The sequence below is a fragment of the Streptosporangium sp. CA-115845 genome (genome assembly GCF_050943795.1).
In the GTDB taxonomy this organism is placed as follows: domain Bacteria; phylum Actinomycetota; class Actinomycetes; order Streptosporangiales; family Streptosporangiaceae; genus Streptosporangium.
Genome location: NZ_CP191987.1, coordinates 153,445 through 170,001, shown reverse-complemented (window position 1 = coordinate 170,001; position 16,557 = coordinate 153,445). Strand labels below are relative to the sequence as shown.

12 protein-coding genes are annotated in these 16,557 nt (G+C 66.3%); 10 read left to right on the top strand and 2 right to left on the bottom strand.

Annotation, left to right across the window (positions count from 1 at the left end):
* Positions 1 to 282: 282 nt before the first annotated feature.
* Positions 283 to 1,338, top strand: coding sequence for a hypothetical protein (locus ACQP0P_RS00790; protein WP_433358887.1), 1,056 nt, complete (start codon positions 283 to 285; stop codon positions 1,336 to 1,338).
* Positions 1,339 to 1,611: 273 nt separating this feature from the next.
* Here ACQP0P_RS00790 and ACQP0P_RS00785 read toward each other — a convergent pair whose 3' ends face one another.
* Both ACQP0P_RS00785 and ACQP0P_RS00780 read right to left on the bottom strand, forming a co-directional pair.
* On the bottom strand, positions 1,612 to 2,127 hold the full coding sequence (locus ACQP0P_RS00785; RefSeq protein ID WP_433358886.1) for an NUDIX domain-containing protein: 516 nt from the start codon (positions 2,125 to 2,127) through the stop codon (positions 1,612 to 1,614).
* Positions 2,124 to 3,410 carry a hypothetical protein gene (locus ACQP0P_RS00780; RefSeq protein WP_433358885.1) on the bottom strand — a complete coding sequence of 429 codons (1,287 nt, stop codon included), beginning with the start codon at positions 3,408 to 3,410 and terminating at the stop codon, positions 2,124 to 2,126. The genes ACQP0P_RS00785 and ACQP0P_RS00780 overlap by 4 nt, the downstream gene beginning before the upstream one ends.
* Before the next feature lie 605 nt (positions 3,411 to 4,015).
* Here ACQP0P_RS00780 and ACQP0P_RS00775 point away from each other — a divergent pair.
* The 9 genes from ACQP0P_RS00775 to ACQP0P_RS00735 all read left to right on the top strand — a co-directional run bounded on the left by ACQP0P_RS00775 (position 4,016) and on the right by ACQP0P_RS00735 (position 16,542).
* Positions 4,016 to 5,104 carry a hypothetical protein gene (locus ACQP0P_RS00775; RefSeq protein WP_433358884.1) on the top strand — a complete coding sequence of 363 codons (1,089 nt, stop codon included), beginning with the start codon at positions 4,016 to 4,018 and terminating at the stop codon, positions 5,102 to 5,104.
* Positions 5,101 to 6,117: an ABC transporter substrate-binding protein gene (locus ACQP0P_RS00770; protein WP_433358883.1), complete on the top strand. Its 1,017-nt coding sequence runs from the start codon at positions 5,101 to 5,103 to the stop codon at positions 6,115 to 6,117. The genes ACQP0P_RS00775 and ACQP0P_RS00770 overlap by 4 nt, the downstream gene beginning before the upstream one ends.
* A gap of 217 nt (positions 6,118 to 6,334) precedes the next feature.
* Positions 6,335 to 7,414, top strand: coding sequence for a methyltransferase (locus tag ACQP0P_RS00765; protein ID WP_433358882.1), 1,080 nt, complete (start codon positions 6,335 to 6,337; stop codon positions 7,412 to 7,414).
* 270 nt (positions 7,415 to 7,684) lie between these two features.
* Positions 7,685 to 9,109 (top strand): methyltransferase, encoded by a 1,425-nt coding sequence (locus tag ACQP0P_RS00760; protein WP_433358881.1) that lies wholly within the window; start codon positions 7,685 to 7,687, stop codon positions 9,107 to 9,109.
* 229 nt (positions 9,110 to 9,338) lie between these two features.
* On the top strand, positions 9,339 to 10,634 hold the full coding sequence (locus ACQP0P_RS00755; RefSeq protein ID WP_433358880.1) for a cytochrome P450: 1,296 nt from the start codon (positions 9,339 to 9,341) through the stop codon (positions 10,632 to 10,634).
* 14 nt (positions 10,635 to 10,648) lie between these two features.
* Positions 10,649 to 11,767 (top strand): cytochrome P450 family protein, encoded by a 1,119-nt coding sequence (locus tag ACQP0P_RS00750; RefSeq protein ID WP_433358879.1) that lies wholly within the window; start codon positions 10,649 to 10,651, stop codon positions 11,765 to 11,767.
* A 208-nt stretch (positions 11,768 to 11,975) separates the two neighbouring features.
* A complete protein-coding gene (locus tag ACQP0P_RS00745; protein ID WP_433358878.1) occupies positions 11,976 to 12,797 on the top strand; it encodes an SAM-dependent methyltransferase in 822 nt (273 codons plus the stop codon).
* A 443-nt stretch (positions 12,798 to 13,240) separates the two neighbouring features.
* Positions 13,241 to 15,928, top strand: a complete 2,688-nt coding sequence (locus tag ACQP0P_RS00740; RefSeq protein ID WP_433358877.1) for a Helicase associated domain protein — start codon at positions 13,241 to 13,243, stop codon at positions 15,926 to 15,928.
* A complete protein-coding gene (locus ACQP0P_RS00735) occupies positions 15,925 to 16,542 on the top strand; it encodes an HAD family hydrolase (RefSeq protein ID WP_433358876.1) in 618 nt (205 codons plus the stop codon). Before ACQP0P_RS00740 ends, ACQP0P_RS00735 begins: the two co-directional genes overlap by 4 nt.
* The last annotated feature ends 15 nt before the right edge of the window (positions 16,543 to 16,557 follow it).

The following is a 16,557-nucleotide window of genomic DNA, read 5'->3' as shown; positions in this document are numbered from 1 at the left end:
GGGAACCGCACCCTCACCGCGGTGGTGACGGCCAGCTTGACGTCACGCATCCGAGGCCGCCAGGGCGGACACGGGCCACCCCAGGGCTCGTGAATCCACCGTGTCCGTGCCGACGATCACGTCATCGATGGCTGGCGATCGCACCCCGCTGCCTCCTGACGTTCACCCATCCACCCCCACCCATCTGGTCTGGGCCGAGTCGAAGACATCGCCGTCACCGAGGCGAGGTCACCACCGGCTCGGCCTAGACCGTCATCGCCGCGGTGTCGGCTGGGAGACTCTGTGATCATCTACCCCTTACCTGGCCTGGGCCGGGTGGCCGCCATCGGCGCGGCATTGAGCCTGGCCGCTGCGTGCGCCACCGCGCCCGCGGCCGCCCCGCCGCCACGCGCCGCTACGAGCGCCCCCTCCCATACCCCCCGGTCCTCCCCGGCGCCGCACCTGACGCTGCGTGAGGCGGAGCGCATCTACGCCCAATACGCTCGCCTCAACCGGGAAATCTACAGCGTAAAGGGCGTGGGTTTGCAAAAAACACTCGCCGGACTCGCATTAGAGCTATCTCGCGCCGACTACCGCCTCGCCGTCAAGGAAGGCTGGCAGCCAACAAGCCCGCCTAAAGTCGTCGATACAGTCGAGATGACCATCGCCCGTGTGCCGCCTGGCCGACCGCAATGGTTTGTGGCGACGTTGAAGTATGCGAAGGCCGGGGCTTCACGGACCCATCTGATTTTTCAAAGCTCATCGGCAACAGCTGGAATTACAGGGTGGCGGGTAGTGGCCGGGGCGACAGCGGCCGCTGGGCAGACGCTGCCACCGATCGCGCGTGATGCAAACGGCATCGCCGAGGCGCTACCGGAGGATGCCGGCGGTCTGGTGGCCACGCCGCGACAGGTGGCAGGCGCACACGCGAGGTGGGTGTCGAATCTGGACGGCACGGCCGCCAGCGAGAAACAGATCCTGACAGCAGATGGCTACACCAGCGCCACAGTGCAATCCCGGCGTGCTGAGCGCGCCGAGCTGCGCGGCCAGTGGCGCTACAAGATGCGCACCACTCATGTGGGGACGGTGTATGGGCTCCGAACCCGAACGGGTGGGGCGCTGGTGTGGTACGCGTTGCGTGAGCAGCACATCTTTCGCGTCGCGGTGCCTGGTGCGGCGCCAGTGGAATTCACTCGCCGGCGCGGGCCGCGAGTATTGAGCAGCGGGCGGTCCTTTACGCGGGCGGTGCAGTTGTATGCCGCCGGCTGGTTCCTGGCGGTCGTCCCGGCTGCGGGGCCTGGTCGTCGAGCGAAGGTCACCGGAGACTGGTATAGCACGCTCTCTGTGCGGGGATCATGAGCGTGGCACAGCCCCTGCTGGATGTCACGGGGGACCATTTGGTGCGTAGATGGCTTTGATCGCCATGGTCGCTGGCCCGCAGCCGTCCACACCCGTCTTCAGTGCGGGGCACCGGGCGCATCGTGGGTAGGGACAAGGAAGTTCGCAGCTTCGGCTCTTCAGCAGGTGATGCATTGCACCATCTGGAGCGGTGAGTCCCTGCCCAGTGACGGTTTGGTTCCGCGGGTCAGATCTCGGGCTGGCAAAACGGGCGTCATAGGGTGCATGGCTGCTTCACCACATTGGGATTCCGTTTTCCAGGTATCGAGGAACATGGTCTTTCAAAGCCGCCAGCGCCTGTGCCGTACGCAGACGCTGGCGGCTAGGGAGACGGTCCAGGGCGCCGGCCTCCTCGAAGAAGGTGCAGGCAGAGAGTTCCTCGTCCTGGAGACGAAGGCGCCCGCACTGGTCATCGGTAAGGATGCCGCCATCGAAGACGAACGCCATCAGGTCGTCCCACGGACCGTGCGGAGCGACCCAGTCGACGCACAAAAGCGCTTTCAACGGGATGTCCAGACCGAGTTCTTCGCTCAGCTCCCGCCTCGCGGCCTCGGTGGGTGACTCGTTAGCTTCGGCCATGCCGCCTGGCAGGTCCCACCCCTCCTTGTATGTCGGCCGGACGAGCAACAGGCGCCCAGCTGCATCGCGCAGCAATACATCTGCGGTGACGCGCTTACGCGCCTGCCGCGCGTTGCCCTCGGCGAGATATTCGTTCCATCCAACGCCCCCTGGCTCAGGACGTCGCTTCACCTCTGGTCACCTCCTGAAGAGGCCGGGCTAAGGCTCGCGAGCAGGGATGTACGTTGCTGGTTAACCGCCGTCAGGTCGTCAAGCAGGGCGTTCACTGCCTGTACGCCGCGGTGGGGGATGAGGGTGAGGGCGAGATCGTTCAGCCGCTGAGTAACTCGTGAGGAGCCGAGAATCTGGCAAGAGCTCAGGAGCGTATGTCCGAGCGAACATGCCGCGTCGAGCTCTTGTTGTTGGACCAGGAGGAGGGCGAGAGAGATCTGGCTGAAGGCCCGGCTGCGGGCTCGTTCCTCACTGCGCAGGGAGACGGCTCGCTGTGCTTCCGCTGTGGCAGCGGGCAGCATGTCCAGGTCTTGTAGACACAAGACGGTCTCGCTGGATAGTGCCGCCTCATCGAAGGGGGCAACCCAGTATGGAAGGACCTCCTGAGACGTGCGTTCCAGTTGCTTTCGGGCTGCGGCTAAGGCGCGCTGTGCGGTATGCGTATTCCCGAGTCGAGCCTGTGCCCGCGCCTCCATGGCATGGAGCCGAGAGGACAACATCGGCACTTGCCCTCCCACTTTGATGCGGTCCTGGCCTGCACGGGCCAACGCTGCAGCCTCATCGGGTTGGTTGCTTTGCAGCGCCAGGTGACTCATGCCTGCCAGGATATTCGCGCCGACCGATGTGTCCGATACGGTCCGGGCGAGCTGGAGGGCTTTGGCGAAGTGCTTACGGGCCAGGTCATCACGCCCCGAGTCGTGGGCCATCCAGGCGGCCATCTCGGTCAACACGGCTGCGGATCGGAAGGCGTCATTGCCGTTGTGCTGTCTGTCGGCGCCGAAGAGTCCGGGTGCGATGGTGTGCAGTAGGTAGCGCAGCACGGAGTGGTAGACGTGTCCGCCTCCGAGTTGGCGATCTGCTCGGCGGAACGACTCTATGGCGATCAGGTGCGGGTTCTTCGCGTCGATCGGTGGTGATGGCAACAAGGTTGCCATCACCCCTTGTGCTCTTCCTTCCTGTATGAGGCTTTCGTCGCGGAAGGAGGAGTTCAACCCCAGCTCTTCGATGGTTACCTTGAAGTACCGCTCCAGCACGGCCGCAGCTGCGGGGCGTGGACGCGACGGGTTCGGGCCTTCCCATCGGCCTAGTTGCCGGACGCTGAATTTGGGCAGCGTTTTGATGGCGCCTTGGCGGTACATCTGCTGCGCGAGCGCCCAGAGGTCTTCCGCTAATTCTTCCTGGGTGCGATTAACGCTTTTTCGTGCATGGCAGAACGGTGAGGCTCTGGCTGGGTCGTAATTCACTCACCCTCCTGTCCGTAATATCCGTTTCCTTACCTTAGCGGGAATATCCGTGCGATGGAACACGATCGTTGTCCGGACCTGAGGAGGGAGTCTAGCTGCGCGAAGTCCTCTAATGGCGGGCTAATGGCGGGTTAGTGGCGGGTTAGTGGCTACCAAGTGTCCTGGTCATCTGTCCTTGACGCCTGTTCAATGACAGCTCTGTCAAAGGGTGCCGATGGCCCTTTAGTCCAGTTTGCGGTTGGGAAGGACATGATGGGCGTATATGACGTAGTGGCCGATCAGTTGCGTCTTCCTCAACTGGCTGACCGAAATGGTCAAGGGACGAAGCTCGGATCAGTTTCAGCGGTGCTTGCCCCGTTACGGCACCGGCTTCGCGCTGATCGCCCGGTTGCGGGGGGTGTGAGCCTCCTCAGGCCAGGGGGGTGGCCGCAACAGGTGATCTGTTTGTCCTGGTCGTTGTCTGTGGCTTTGCTCGTCAGGTTGCCTGTGGCGGGTCGTTTGATACTGCTGGTGCTCGTATGACCTGGCGACAGGGATCGCGCAAGAGGGTTGCCTTTGTCTGTGTGCCTTATGGGGTGGGTCATACGTCGGTGAGTGAGCGGCATGTGGCCGTGCTGGCCGAAGGCGTTCAGGGTCTCGGGCACACGCCGATGGTGATCGCGGCCGGCCCTACGGGGCAGGGGGATGAGGAGCCATTTCAGGTGCTCAGGTTGCGCTCGCTGTCGCTGCCCTACCCCTTGACGGGGGAGGCGCTGCGCGCGCGTCTGGCTGGTCATCCTGAGGTCGTCGACGAAGTGTGCGGGCTGCTTAGTCAGCAGGGTGCGGACTTGGTGTGTTGGAGCGACTTCTTGTGGGGGCTGGGCGTTTTCATGCCGGCTCCTGCCCGGGTAGCTACCGCGCTGCTGATCCATCACGTTCCTCCGGTGGCGAAGGACCCTCGTTGGCGCCAGGTTTTGGAGCGCGTCGGAACTGTGTGCGCAACCGATCCATCCATGGTGAGGCATGGTGCGAAAGCGGGCTGGAACACCGACAAGTGGTGGACTCTCCCCACTGCTGTGCCGGGGCGCAGAGCGGTGGTCGTGTCCGCGCAGGAGCGTGAGCGTCTGCGGCAAACAGGGCCGATTAGAGTCATTTGTGCGCAACCGTCAGCTCGTCTGATCACCCTGATGCGTGACCTCGCGCGAGGCGGGGAGCGGCGCGTCGAGGTGGTCTCCCTCACGCCCGACATCGAAGCGCCGTCAAACAAACAGGCCAACGTTATGGCTGCATGCCGCGGCCTGGCCCAACGGCGGCCCGGTCGTTTCCAGGTGATACGCCCTTTGAGGTGGCCAGAGGTTGATGCGTTTCTGGCTCAGGCAGCCGTGGCCGTTATCGTCACGAACGACTCTGAGGGGTGCTGCCCTCTCACTGCCAGTGCTTGGCACGCTGGTACTCCGGCCATCACGCTTCATCCGGACGGCACGGTGGTCATGGCTGGCGCCCCGCCTGCGAGCCCTTCACCCTCAGCAGGGGTGGGCACAGTGTGGTCGCTGCTTGAAGACCTGCTTGGAGGCATCCACGTCTACACCTCGGCCGTGCCGGTGATACCGGGGGCGTGCGTGCTGGGGGCGGGCCGCCTGCTCAGGCCCTATCACCGCTCGTCCCTATCTGACCCATCAACTCAGTTGCCATTCCTTGTGAGGAACACGCCATGAGGCGAACACGTTTTGTGATACTTGCATTACTTTTTGTGGTTGTGGCTGCCTGTGGAGGGCAGGCGCCGAAAGCCTCCGATACGGGCACAGGCTTGGAAAAGCCGACGTTGAAAGTCGCCTACCTCCCGGTGCCGGACGCCGCTGCGCTGCATATCGCCATCGACGAGGGGTTTTTCGCTGCCGAGGGCCTGACCATCAAGCCCGAGGCGGCGCAGGGAGCCGCCTTCATCCTCGGCCCCCTTGAGGGCGGCAGCGTCGATGTAGGGCTGATGAACTACGTCAGCGTCATCGAGGCAAAAGCCGCCGGTGCGCACGATGTGCGTATCGTCGCCGACGCCTACCAGGCGGCGCCCAACACCTTCGTCCTGATGGTGAAAAAGGGCTCCGCTCTCAAGAGCCCGGCGGATCTGCGCGGCAAGCGCATCGGCGTGGCCACCAAACGCAGCATCGGCACTCTCAGCACCGAAGTGCTGCTGGCCACCTACGGGATCAGCGCGAACGAGGTGACCTTCATGGAGTTCCCGCTACCGGAAATGCCCGCGCGTCTCACGGCTGGCGACATCGACGTGGCCTGGGTGACCGAGCCGTTCATCACCGCCCTGCAGAAGAGTAAGGGCGCCGAGAAGATCGGCGATGTGATGAGTGACGCCACGGCGGACTTCCCGGTGGCGGGCTGGGGCGTGACCGCTGAGTTCGCGAGGAACCACCCGCGCACCGTCGCGGCGTTCCAGCGGGCGATTGGCAAGGCCCAAGAGATCGCGGCCAGTGACTCCAACCGGGTCAGGGCGATCATCCCGACCTACACCAAGATCGACGCAGCCACCGCCGACATCATGACACTGGGAGCCTTCCCCACCACGCTGGAGGCCGCCCGGATCGAGCGGGTGCTGACCATCATGCGCGAGCGCGGCTATCTCACCAAGAACATCGACAAGATCGACCCGATGCTGATACCGCTGCCGGCCACCACATCGTCACCGTCCCCTGCAGCGCTGTGGTGTCTGGCCTGCTGATGATGACCGACCGCGCCTCGTCGAGGCCCTCGCCGCAGGGCCTCGACGACGGCCTCCCACAGTCATCGGCCACCGCCGTCGACACCGTGCCCATCCCTGACCGGCCTTGCGGTGACACCTCTTACCCGTACACGCCCTTCGAGCATGGGGACACCACTCCTAGGCACCTCGCCGGGGAGGATGAGATCACCATCTGCCCGCCACCGGTCAAAACATCATGACGGAGACATCACTTCAGTGCCTCGAGGTGGTGCCGCAGCGGCCGACACCACCGGTAGTGCGGCCGTATCACCGCTTGATCGTCGAAAGACGCCTCAGGGATCTGATGCACCTTCTCGTCCTGGCCACCTTCGTCGAGCTGGAGATCGCCGATCATCTCGCGGACGGGCCGCTGGATGTGCAGGCTCTGGCACGGCGATGTCAGGCCCAGCCCGATGAGCTCGAACGTTTTCTCCCGGTCGCAGCGGCAGATGGACTCCTGCGCCGCGATCGGATGAGCCGCTACCAGCTCACGCACCTGGGCCAAGCGATGCGCGCTGACATCGCAGAATCGTTGCGGCCCCTGGTGAGGGCGTGTACCGATGAGCCCATCGCCGCGGCCCTGCTGCGGCTTCCGGCGACGATCCGCGCCGGTAGCGCGGCAGCTTTCCCCGCAGGACCCCTCACCGGTCGGCCGGCGGCCGCCGCGCTGGTGCGCGAGTCCGGCACCGCTGACCGTGAAGCGCAGATCGTCGAAGCACTGAGCGGCCTCGACCTCGGCCTCGCCCACGCCAGGAGCCTCGTCGTGGTCGGCACCGACCCACGCCTCGTCGCCGCCTTGGTGAAAGCACACCCGCACTGTCGGGGCATCGTGTTTCGCGCCCCCGAGCAGGAGGGCACTGCCGCGGGGGCAGCGGGCTGTGAGGCGGATCGGCAGTGCACGATCGTGTACGGCATCATCACCCAGCACCTTCTGCCTCCTGCAGACATCTACCTGCTGATCGGTCAGCTGCGGGAGATGGACGACTCGAGTGCCCAGCAGGTGCTGTCAGCGGTGCGCGAGGCCATGAACAGCACCAGCAGCCGGTGTGAACTGTGGGTGGTCGAGGGCGTTCTCGACGCCGCCCCTCACCCGCAACACCCGTGGTCTGGCTCCTGGGTCTGTCGTCAGGTGTACCACCTGGCCCTGGGCGCAGGCCGGATCCGCACTCACCAGCAGTACCACGACCTGTTCGAATCGGCCCGCCTGGAACAGGTCAAATCCTCGCGAGCACTGACGGCCGATGACCACCTGTTCACCTTGCGATGTTCACGCTGAGGACCCCGCCGCACGGCCGCCTCATCACCCCATCCAACTTTTAAGGAAATGCATGATTGACAATATTGGTGCAGGCCACCGGGACCTTCGGGCCGCGGCGCACCGCTATGAGTATGAGTACGGCTGCGCACCAGAGCCGGCGACGAGCCCATCGGCGGCCGCATCGGTCCGCGGCGTTGCGTGCGCAGGCGGCCTCAGATGAGGTCCCCGCTGCCTTCTCGCCGGACCACCCCGCCCTCAAGCATCCCTTCGCCCGGTCACCCACGAGAAGTGATCCAGCGCGTCATCAACCGCTACTGGATGGCGTGCGGGGTGCGCGCTTTCATCCGCCTCGGTGTCCCCGACGCCCTGGCCGGCGGCGGCCTGAGCCTTCGCCACCTGGCCGAGCAGTGCGACGCGCACCCTGATTTCCTGGCGAGACTGCTGCGAGCCTTAGCCCCGCACGCCCTGGTGGCGGCCGACGCCACCACGAATCAGTGGTGGCTGCCGCCGGTCGGGGAGACGCTGATCACCGGCCGTCGCGGTGCCCTGGAGGCGGTGATAGAGCGCTGGGAGTCTCCTGCCTATGAACACGACCTGCGAGTCCTGCCCGAACTGCTCACCTCCGCCGTGACCACCCGCCCGGGCCTTCTGCTCGACCTGCTGTCGCCGCCGGCGGCTAACAGTGCTTCTGCTACCGAGATGTCTGACCCTCAGCGGAGCATCGCCGACCTGCTCACCGCCTTCGGTGACCTGGCCGCGCTCCGGGTCGCCGCAGAGCATCGCTGGGCCGATAAGCTACGCGACGGCGCGCTCAGCGCAGCCGATCTCGCCGAGCGGACCGGCGTTCACCCCGATCCCGTCAGGGAGATCGCCGACAGGCTGCGCACGCTGGACGTGCTCACCTCACCCGTCGATGACCACTATGAGCTCACCGCCGCCGGGCAGACCCTGCGCTATGACCGGCCCGACTCCATGCGTCCTGCACTGCAGATGTGCGGCCATCCGGTGTGGTGGGGGGCGATGTGGCATCTGGACACCGTCGTGGGGACCGGTCAGCCGTATCTCGCCCCGGGCACGTCGGCCTACGATGTCATCGGCGGCGATCCCGTCGCCCAAAGCGTGTTCGACCGGTTCATGACCTGCCGCAGCGCCCCGATCGCTGAGGCGCTTCGCATCTGGGCCGCCACCGCGGCGATTGAGCCCGGGTCCGTCATCGTCGACGTTGGCGGCGGCCGCGGCACCTTGCTGGCAGCGCTGCTGGAGGAGCTGCCCGGCTGCCGTGGAGTGCTGCTGGAGCGCAGCGTGGTCCTTCCCGCGGCGCGCACCTACCTGGCCGACCATCAGATGAGCGGCCGATGCGAGGTGGTCGGCGGCGATTTCTTCGCCCAGGTCCCATCCGGCGATGTCCACCTGCTGGGCAGCGTCCTGCACAACTGGAGCGATAAGGACGCCGTAGCGATCCTGAACGGCATCCGCGGGGCCACGACCGGCACGGGGCGGCTGGTCATCGTGGAATACGTGCTGCCCAACGGCCCTGAACCTCATAGCGGCTACGGCATGGACCTGCGGGGGATGGGCCTGTTTGCCGGCGGGCGCGAACGCACCGCCGCCGAATTCACCACCCTGCTGACCGAGGCAGGGTTCACGCTCTTGGCTGCTTGCAGCCTGCCGCACGGGCTCACCCGCATGATTGCCGTCCCGACTGCCGCCTAGAGCGCTCGCCGGCGAAAAGGGGCGCACTTCGCCGCTCAGATTCGCGCCGGATTCGGTGCGGCGGCGGGCACGGGCCGAGGTGCACCTCGGCCTGTGCCCGCCGCCCTTCCCCTGTCGCGCCCAGACCCCGCACCCGCAGCCACCGTGACCTTGTTGCCTGGAGTATTTGATGTCTCACCCCCCTCCTGCCCGCCCTGCGGCGGGTACCGGAAGATGTCCGGTACAGCCGTTGTACGGCGCGGACTTTCACGCCGATCCCATCGCGGTATTTCGCCGCCTGCGCGCCCAGGGCCCGGTCGCACCCGTGTGGCTCGCCGAAGGCGTGCGGGGATATGTCGTCCTTGACCTGGCGACGATCTACCACATCTCCCGTGATCCGCAGACGTGGTCGCGTGACTCGCGCCGGTGCGAGCAGCTGGCCGACGGGTCGATACCCGCCGACTCTGAGCTCAGGCCCATGATGGGATGGCGTAATAACCTGTTGTTCGCCGATGGGGCCGAGCACACGCGGCTTCGACAAGCCGTCGAAGCGGCTTTGTCTGAAATCGACAAGGGCGCTTTGGAGCGGCAGGTGCGTGCTGAGTGCCACCGGCTCATCGACGCTTTCAGCGCCGAGGGCCGCGCCGACCTGGTGGCCGACTACGCCGCCGTCGTGCCGTTGCGCGTCGTCATGGGACTGTTCGGCCTGGAGCCCGTTGAGGTCGACCAGATGCTGCCGCTGCTGCATCAGATCTGGGACGGCACGAACGCCGCGGAGGCCAACAGCAGATACGAGCACATGCTGCGCAGGCTCATCTGCCGCCAGCGCGTCCACCCGGGGGCGACCATCACCAGATTCCTCGAAGAGCACCCCGCCGACCTCAGCGATGAGGAACTCCTGCAGCATCTGGTCCTGCTCGTCGGCGCCGCCGGGGCCCCCACCGGCAACCTGATCGCCAACGCGCTCGCAGCGCTGCTGAGCGATGGGGCGCTGCGCTGTGATGTCGCCGGACAGCGGACCAGCATCCTGGAGGCCGTCCATCGGGTGCTGTGGCAGCAGTGCCCCATGCAGGTCTACCCGTTCGTCTACCCGGTGCGTAACACTACTTTGGGCGGCCACCGCATTGCGGCCGGTACCCCGGTCGGCATGGGGATCACCGCTGCGAATCTGGGAGAGGCCGACCAGATGGGCGGGCAGATGCAGGGCAATCGCGCGCACGCCTCTTTTGGTGCCGGCCTTCACCGATGCCCCGGCGAGAAGATCGCCATGGATATCACCGTCTGGGCCATCACCGTGCTGGCCGAGCGCCTGCCGGATCTTCGCCTCACCGAGCACACCCGCCTGACCTGGCGTCCCTCACTGTTCGCCGCCGCCGTCGAGCACCTGCCCGCCAGCTTCACCCCCTCCCAGGAGAGATCCTCATGGACAGAGCCCACCCCGTCGCCTTGGCCGCCGGCACCCCCCACGAACAAGCAGCCCGCCTCCACGCGCTCGGGCCTGTCTTTCAGGTGGCGCTCCCTGGTGAGGTCACTGCGTGGGCGGTAACCCGCCATGAGCTCTTGCGGCGCATCTGTAGTGATGAGCGCTTTGCGAAAAACCCGCGGCACTGGCGCGCCTGGACCACCGGCCTGATCCCCCCGGACTGGGTGCTGATCTCCTGGGTCGGGGTCGAGAACATGCTCACCGCTGATGACCCCGACCATGGCCGGCTGCGGAAACTGGTCGCCCAAGCCTTCACCCCGCGCCAAATCGAGCGCCTGGCGCCGCGGATCACCGAGATCACCGCCGCGCTGCTGCAGCAGATGGCCGAGCACGCCGCCGACACCGCAGGGCTGGTCGACCTGAAAGCAGGCCTCGCGCTCCCCTTGCCGCTGACGGTGATCAGTGAGCTGTTCGGCGTACCCGGCGAGCAACGCGAGCGGCTGCAACCGCTGTGCGCGACGGTGTTCGACCAGACCATCACCCCCCAACAGGCGCAGGCAGCCCACGAGGGCCTGCAAAACGAACTGGCCGAGCTGGTGCGCCACAAGCGCGCCAGGCCGGGCACCGACCTGACCAGCGCGCTGATCGCCGCCCGCGACGGAGGCGATCACCTCAGCGAGCCAGAGCTGATCTGGACACTGATCCTGATGATCGGCGCGGGTTATGAGACGACCACCAACCTGATCACCAACGCCGTGCACGGCCTGCTCACCCACCCCGACCAGCTCGCCCGCGTCCTCGGCGGTGAGGTCGGCTGGGCGGCGGCGGTGGAGGAGACACTGCGGCTGTATCCCAGCATCGCCGCCCTGCCTTTCCGCTACACCCGCCAAGATGTGCACCTCGGCGGCGTCACCATTCCCGCAGGCGAGGCGGTGCTGATGTGTTACGCCGCCGCCGGGCGCGACAGTGCCCAACACGGGCCTGACGCGGGCCGTTTCGATCTCACCCGGCGCCAGCAACCCCACCTGAGTTTCGGCCACGGCGCGCACTACTGCCTGGGGGCGGCCCTGGCCCGGCAGGAGGCCACCATCGCGCTGGAGATGCTCTTTCACCGCTTCCCCGCTCTGCGCCTGGCCGTTGAGGCCGACACGTTGACCTGGCTGCCGTCGATCGTCGCCACCGGCGTGACCTCGCTACCGGTCCTTCTCAGCGAGCAGCCCCACCCCGGCGCCGCGATCCCCTCAAGGGCCGCCTGACCTCACCGCCGCGCCGCCGGCCGCTTCGCGAGCGCGGCGCGCCCGGCCGTCGGCCCGCCATCCCCGGGCCGTTTTCCAGAGACCAGGGTCCATCCCCGTTCTGGTCTCACAGGGCCGGCAGCCCGAAAGCCTGTTCCCCTTCGCGGGCTTTTGGCTGTCTCGATTCGAGCCTTCACCCCTATCTCCTCTGACCCGAAAGCGTTCTGCTGTGCCCACCACCCGAGCCGGCGACGGCAACCCCACCAAATTGCCCGATGACGCTTTTCTCGTGCCGAACGTCGCTCGCATGAACGACTTCTACCTCAGCGGCAAAGACCACTACAAGGTCGACCGCGAAGCAGCCCTGGCCGTGATGCGAGCAGTGCCCGCACTGCAGACGACCGTGCGAGCAAGCCGCTACTTCCTGCGCCGGGTGATTCAATACCTCATCACCGAGGCAGGCATCACGCAGATCATCGACATCGGCCCTGGCCTGCCCGCGCTGGAAAACGTCCACGACATCGCCCAAGCGCATAACCCCGGTACCAAAGTCGCCTACGTCGACAACGACCCTCTTGTGCTCCTTCACGCCCGCGCGCTGCTCGCGAAGACCTCCGAAACCGTCGTGGCCTGGGGCGACCTGCGTGACCCTGACACCATCAGGACCAACTCCACGATCAGGGACCACATCGACTTCACCCAGCCTGTCGCCATCATGCTGTGCGGCATCTTGCATTTCGTCACCGACGAGCAAGACCCCACCGGGATCGTCTCGGCCCTCATGGACGCGGTACCGGCCGGATCGCATCTGGTCATCTCGCATGGAGAGCTACGCCAAGGTGACAAGGGCCTGCAGGCGGCGCAGAGAATCTACGAAAATGCCAACGCTCCGCTGGTGCTCCGCACCGAGCATCAGATCAGCGCGTTCTTCGACGGCCTGGAGATGGTCGATCCCGGGGTTGTGCGCATTCCCTGGTGGCGCCCCGAACCCCCGATCTTCACCCTCAACGAGGACGTCCTTGGTTTCGGCGGGGTGGGAGTGAAGCGATGAGCGCACACCAGCGAAAAGCCCTGATCAACCGGACACCGGGACTGTTCCGCAACCATCGGGCGTGTAGGTTCCCGCTCTTCGCCCAACGATCCGACCAGGCTCCGGGCGCAGCTCGACACGTCATCCCCAATGGCACATCGACTACGCCCCGCTCCGGCGGTGCTGGATCGCCACACGGCGCAGGCCCCGGCCCTGGCCCTGGCCCCGCAAGAGCATGCGGTCGGCCGCAGCGGATCAAGTCCGTCGCGGGCCTGAACCTGGTCATCGCGACGCTCGCGGACCCGGCGGCGCCGAGACCCTCATGAGCCGGTGCGGCGGCAGGAGTCCCCGTCTCCTGCCGGCGCACCTCCCTTCCCCCTGCGAGCGGTGGTGCGCAACCGGGGAACCGCTCGCGGGGCGGACCCCCAGATCAGCAATACCTTCGCGTGGCGCACAGCACTTTAATGATCTTGAAAGAGTCGAAAGGATTTCGTGAACACCACGACAGGTCAGAAGCTGGGGACGTCACCAAGGCGGCCCCTGCGGTGACACAGACTCTCGACAGCGCGCAGCTGTGGTCACACCAGCCGGTTGCCGTGGCCGCGATCGAACGAACGCTTCGGCGAGGCGGCCGGGCGACGGTGGAATCGGCGTGCGGCACCGGCAAGACCCGGATCGCGGCCCAGGCGGCGGGACGCCTGGCTCCGGCGGGACGAGTACTGATCATGGTGCCGACCCTGGAGTTGGTCGGGCAGATGGTGCGCACCTTCGACCGGCACGGCGGGGTGGCACTGGGCCGGGTGGTCGCGGTGTGCTCCGATGCCCGGGTGCTGTCGCGCGGCAACACGCTGGATGTCGAGGGCGCACAGGTGACCACCGACCCGGCGTCCCTGGCGGCGGCGACGGCGGGCCCAGGCCGGCTGACGGTTCTGGCCACCTATCAGAGCCTGCCGGTGCTGGCCGCGGCCCACGCCCGCTATGGCCTCAAAAGGTGGGATTTGGCGATAGCCGATGAGGCGCACCGCACGGCCGGCCGGGCGGGCCGGGCATGGGCGGCCTTCCACGACGACGCCATGGTCCCGGCCCGGCGCCGGCTGTACATGACCGCGACCCGCAAGATCCTGCTCGGTGACGGGGGGCGTGATGAGCTGGTGTCGATGGACGATCAGGGCATCTACGGGCCCGTGGTCTTTCGCCTGCCGACCTCGACAGCGATCGAGCGCGGCCTGCTGGCCGACTACGAGATCGTCGTCCCGCTGGTCACCGACGAGGAGATCCATCGGCTGACCGAGGAGCAGGAGCGTCACCTGCGGCTGGACACCGCCCTCATGGACCCCCGGACGTTGGCGATGCAAATCGCGGTCCTGCGTGCCGCGCGGGAGTACGGCATCCGCCGGGCGATTAGCTTCCACAACCGGGTGGCCGACGCCCGCCACTGGGCGGCGACGCTTCCCCAGGCGTGGCAGCTCATGGAGCCCGCGCATCGCCCGGCCTCGGTATCGGGCCACTACGTCTACGGCGGCCAGGACATCGCCGAGCGCCGCGCGGCACTGGAGCGGCTCGGCGACGATTCCCCGCACTCTCCCCACACTGAGAGCAAGAGTGGCGGGCACTTGTGTGTGGTGTCCAACGCCCGCGTTCTCACCGAGGGGGTGGACGCCCCCGCGGTGGATGCCATCGTGCTGGCCGCTGTCCGCAACAGCGTGATCGACACGGTGCAGGCCGTGGGGCGGGCGCTGCGAATCGGAGAGCGTCCCGGCAAGATCGCCCGTATCGTGGTACCGGTTTTCCTGGAGCCCGGAGAAAGCCCCGAAACGGCTCTGGAGAGCTCGCGGTACGCGCAGGTCTGGCAGGTGGTCCGGGCGCTGCGCGCACACGATGATCGCCTCGCCAACCATCTCGACAAGATGCGGGTCCAGATGGGTGCCCGCAACCAGGACGCCGCCGCTGCAGCCGACGTCGAGCCGTCACCGATGCGCCCCACCTGGCTGTCGGTGACAGGCGCGCCGGTACCTGAGGGGTTCGCCGCGGCCATCCAGGTCCGCGCGGTCCAGGCGGCCACCTCCACGTGGAGTGAGTACTACGGTGCCGCCCGCGCCTACTTCGCAGAGCATAAAGATTTACTCATCCACGAGAACTTCCAGACCGCCGGAGGCCTGCGGCTGGGGAAATGGGTGAAAAAGCAAGCCGCTGACCACAACGCCGGCGTGCTCAGCGCCGAGCAGATCGATCTGCTGACAAAGATCGGCATGGTCTGGACCCGGCGGGAGGAAAAATGGCAGCACGCCCTGAGCGTGGCTCGCACCTACGCTGAAAAGCACGGCAGCCTGAGCCTGATTCCCGCAGGCCTGACAATAGACGGGGTACCGCTCTCCTCGTGGCTAAAAACCCAGCAAGTTTGCCTGAGAAATGGCACGCTTTCCGAAGAACGCCGCCTGGCGTTAGAAGCCGTCGACCCTGCCTGGCACAAGACCGTTTCCTTATGGGGGCGGACCTACCAGGAGGCGCGTGAATTCGCCGCCACGCACAAACACTTGCGCCCCGACCCCGAATATCGAACCGCTACGGGCACGAACCTGCTTGCATGGCTGGATCATCAGCGTGACCGTGGCGGCACCAAATCAAACAGGCCACTCACCGCCGAACAACGGAAACTCCTGGACGAGATCGGGATGGTCTGGTCAATCATAGAAGAGGAATTACGACGCGGGCTGGCGGCCGCCACCGCATACGCTGCCGAGCACGGCAACCTGGACGTACCCACCATGTGGGAGACCCCCGAAGGTTTCGCACTGGGACAATGGCTCGCTACACGTCGTAAATTCCCTGACCGTCTCGCTCCGCAAGACCGCGCTGTCCTCGACAAGCTGGATCCCAACTGGGTGACTGCCCGCAGCACCAAAGCCCGCTGGAACACCTACTTCCAAGCCGCCCGTGCTTACGTGGAAAAGCATGGCCACTTGCCCCGTAAAACGGGGCATCCGGTCCCAGAAGGTCTCGATTTCCGTCCCTGGCTGAACAGGCAGCGCCAAAACGCCCGGGAAGGAAAACTCACCCCCGGGCGTTTTGGCGCGTTAACAGCTCTAGACCCAGGCTGGCTAGCCGGCCGTGGCGCCAAATCATCCAGTGACAAGAACAAGAAGAGGTCATGACCGCACCCCGCCCCACGCCACAGGTAGCCGAGCATGGCGCAGATGATGCCGCTTCCGAGCCGGATGCGGCAAGATCAGCGGCCTGGCCAGGTCAGATCAGGAAACCGGTGTGCCTGGCAGTCGACTATGGGGGGACGCTCACCGACCCGCTCACACCGCTCGACCCGCGCCTCGCTATGCGCCCTGTATGTCCCCGAGCGGCCAAAACACTGAGGCAGCTGCACGCGATGGATATCCGGCTTCTGCTGACTTCCAACACAAAAACGGGACAACGCAGAGGGCCGGCGTTGGAGGCGGCGGGGGTGTTGCATCTGTTCGCCGAGGTGCTGGAGTCCGACCTTCTGGGGTGTGCCAAACCTGAGCCGTCGTTCTACGCGAAGGTGACAGCCGCCGCCCGATGCCCCCGCGAAGTGATCATGTCCGTCGGGAACAACCTGCTGAAGGATGTCCTGGGTCCGCTCGACTTCGGAATGCGGGCGGCCCTGATCGGCCAGGGCGCGCTGAGCGCTGAGGACAAGACGCTCCTGCCGAGCGGGGTAGTGGTGCTCTCCCACCTGAGCGACCTGCCCGCCTTGCTGCGAGATCGCCCCCCGCGAAAGGAGACCGGACGTTGAAACGAGCCCCGCGGC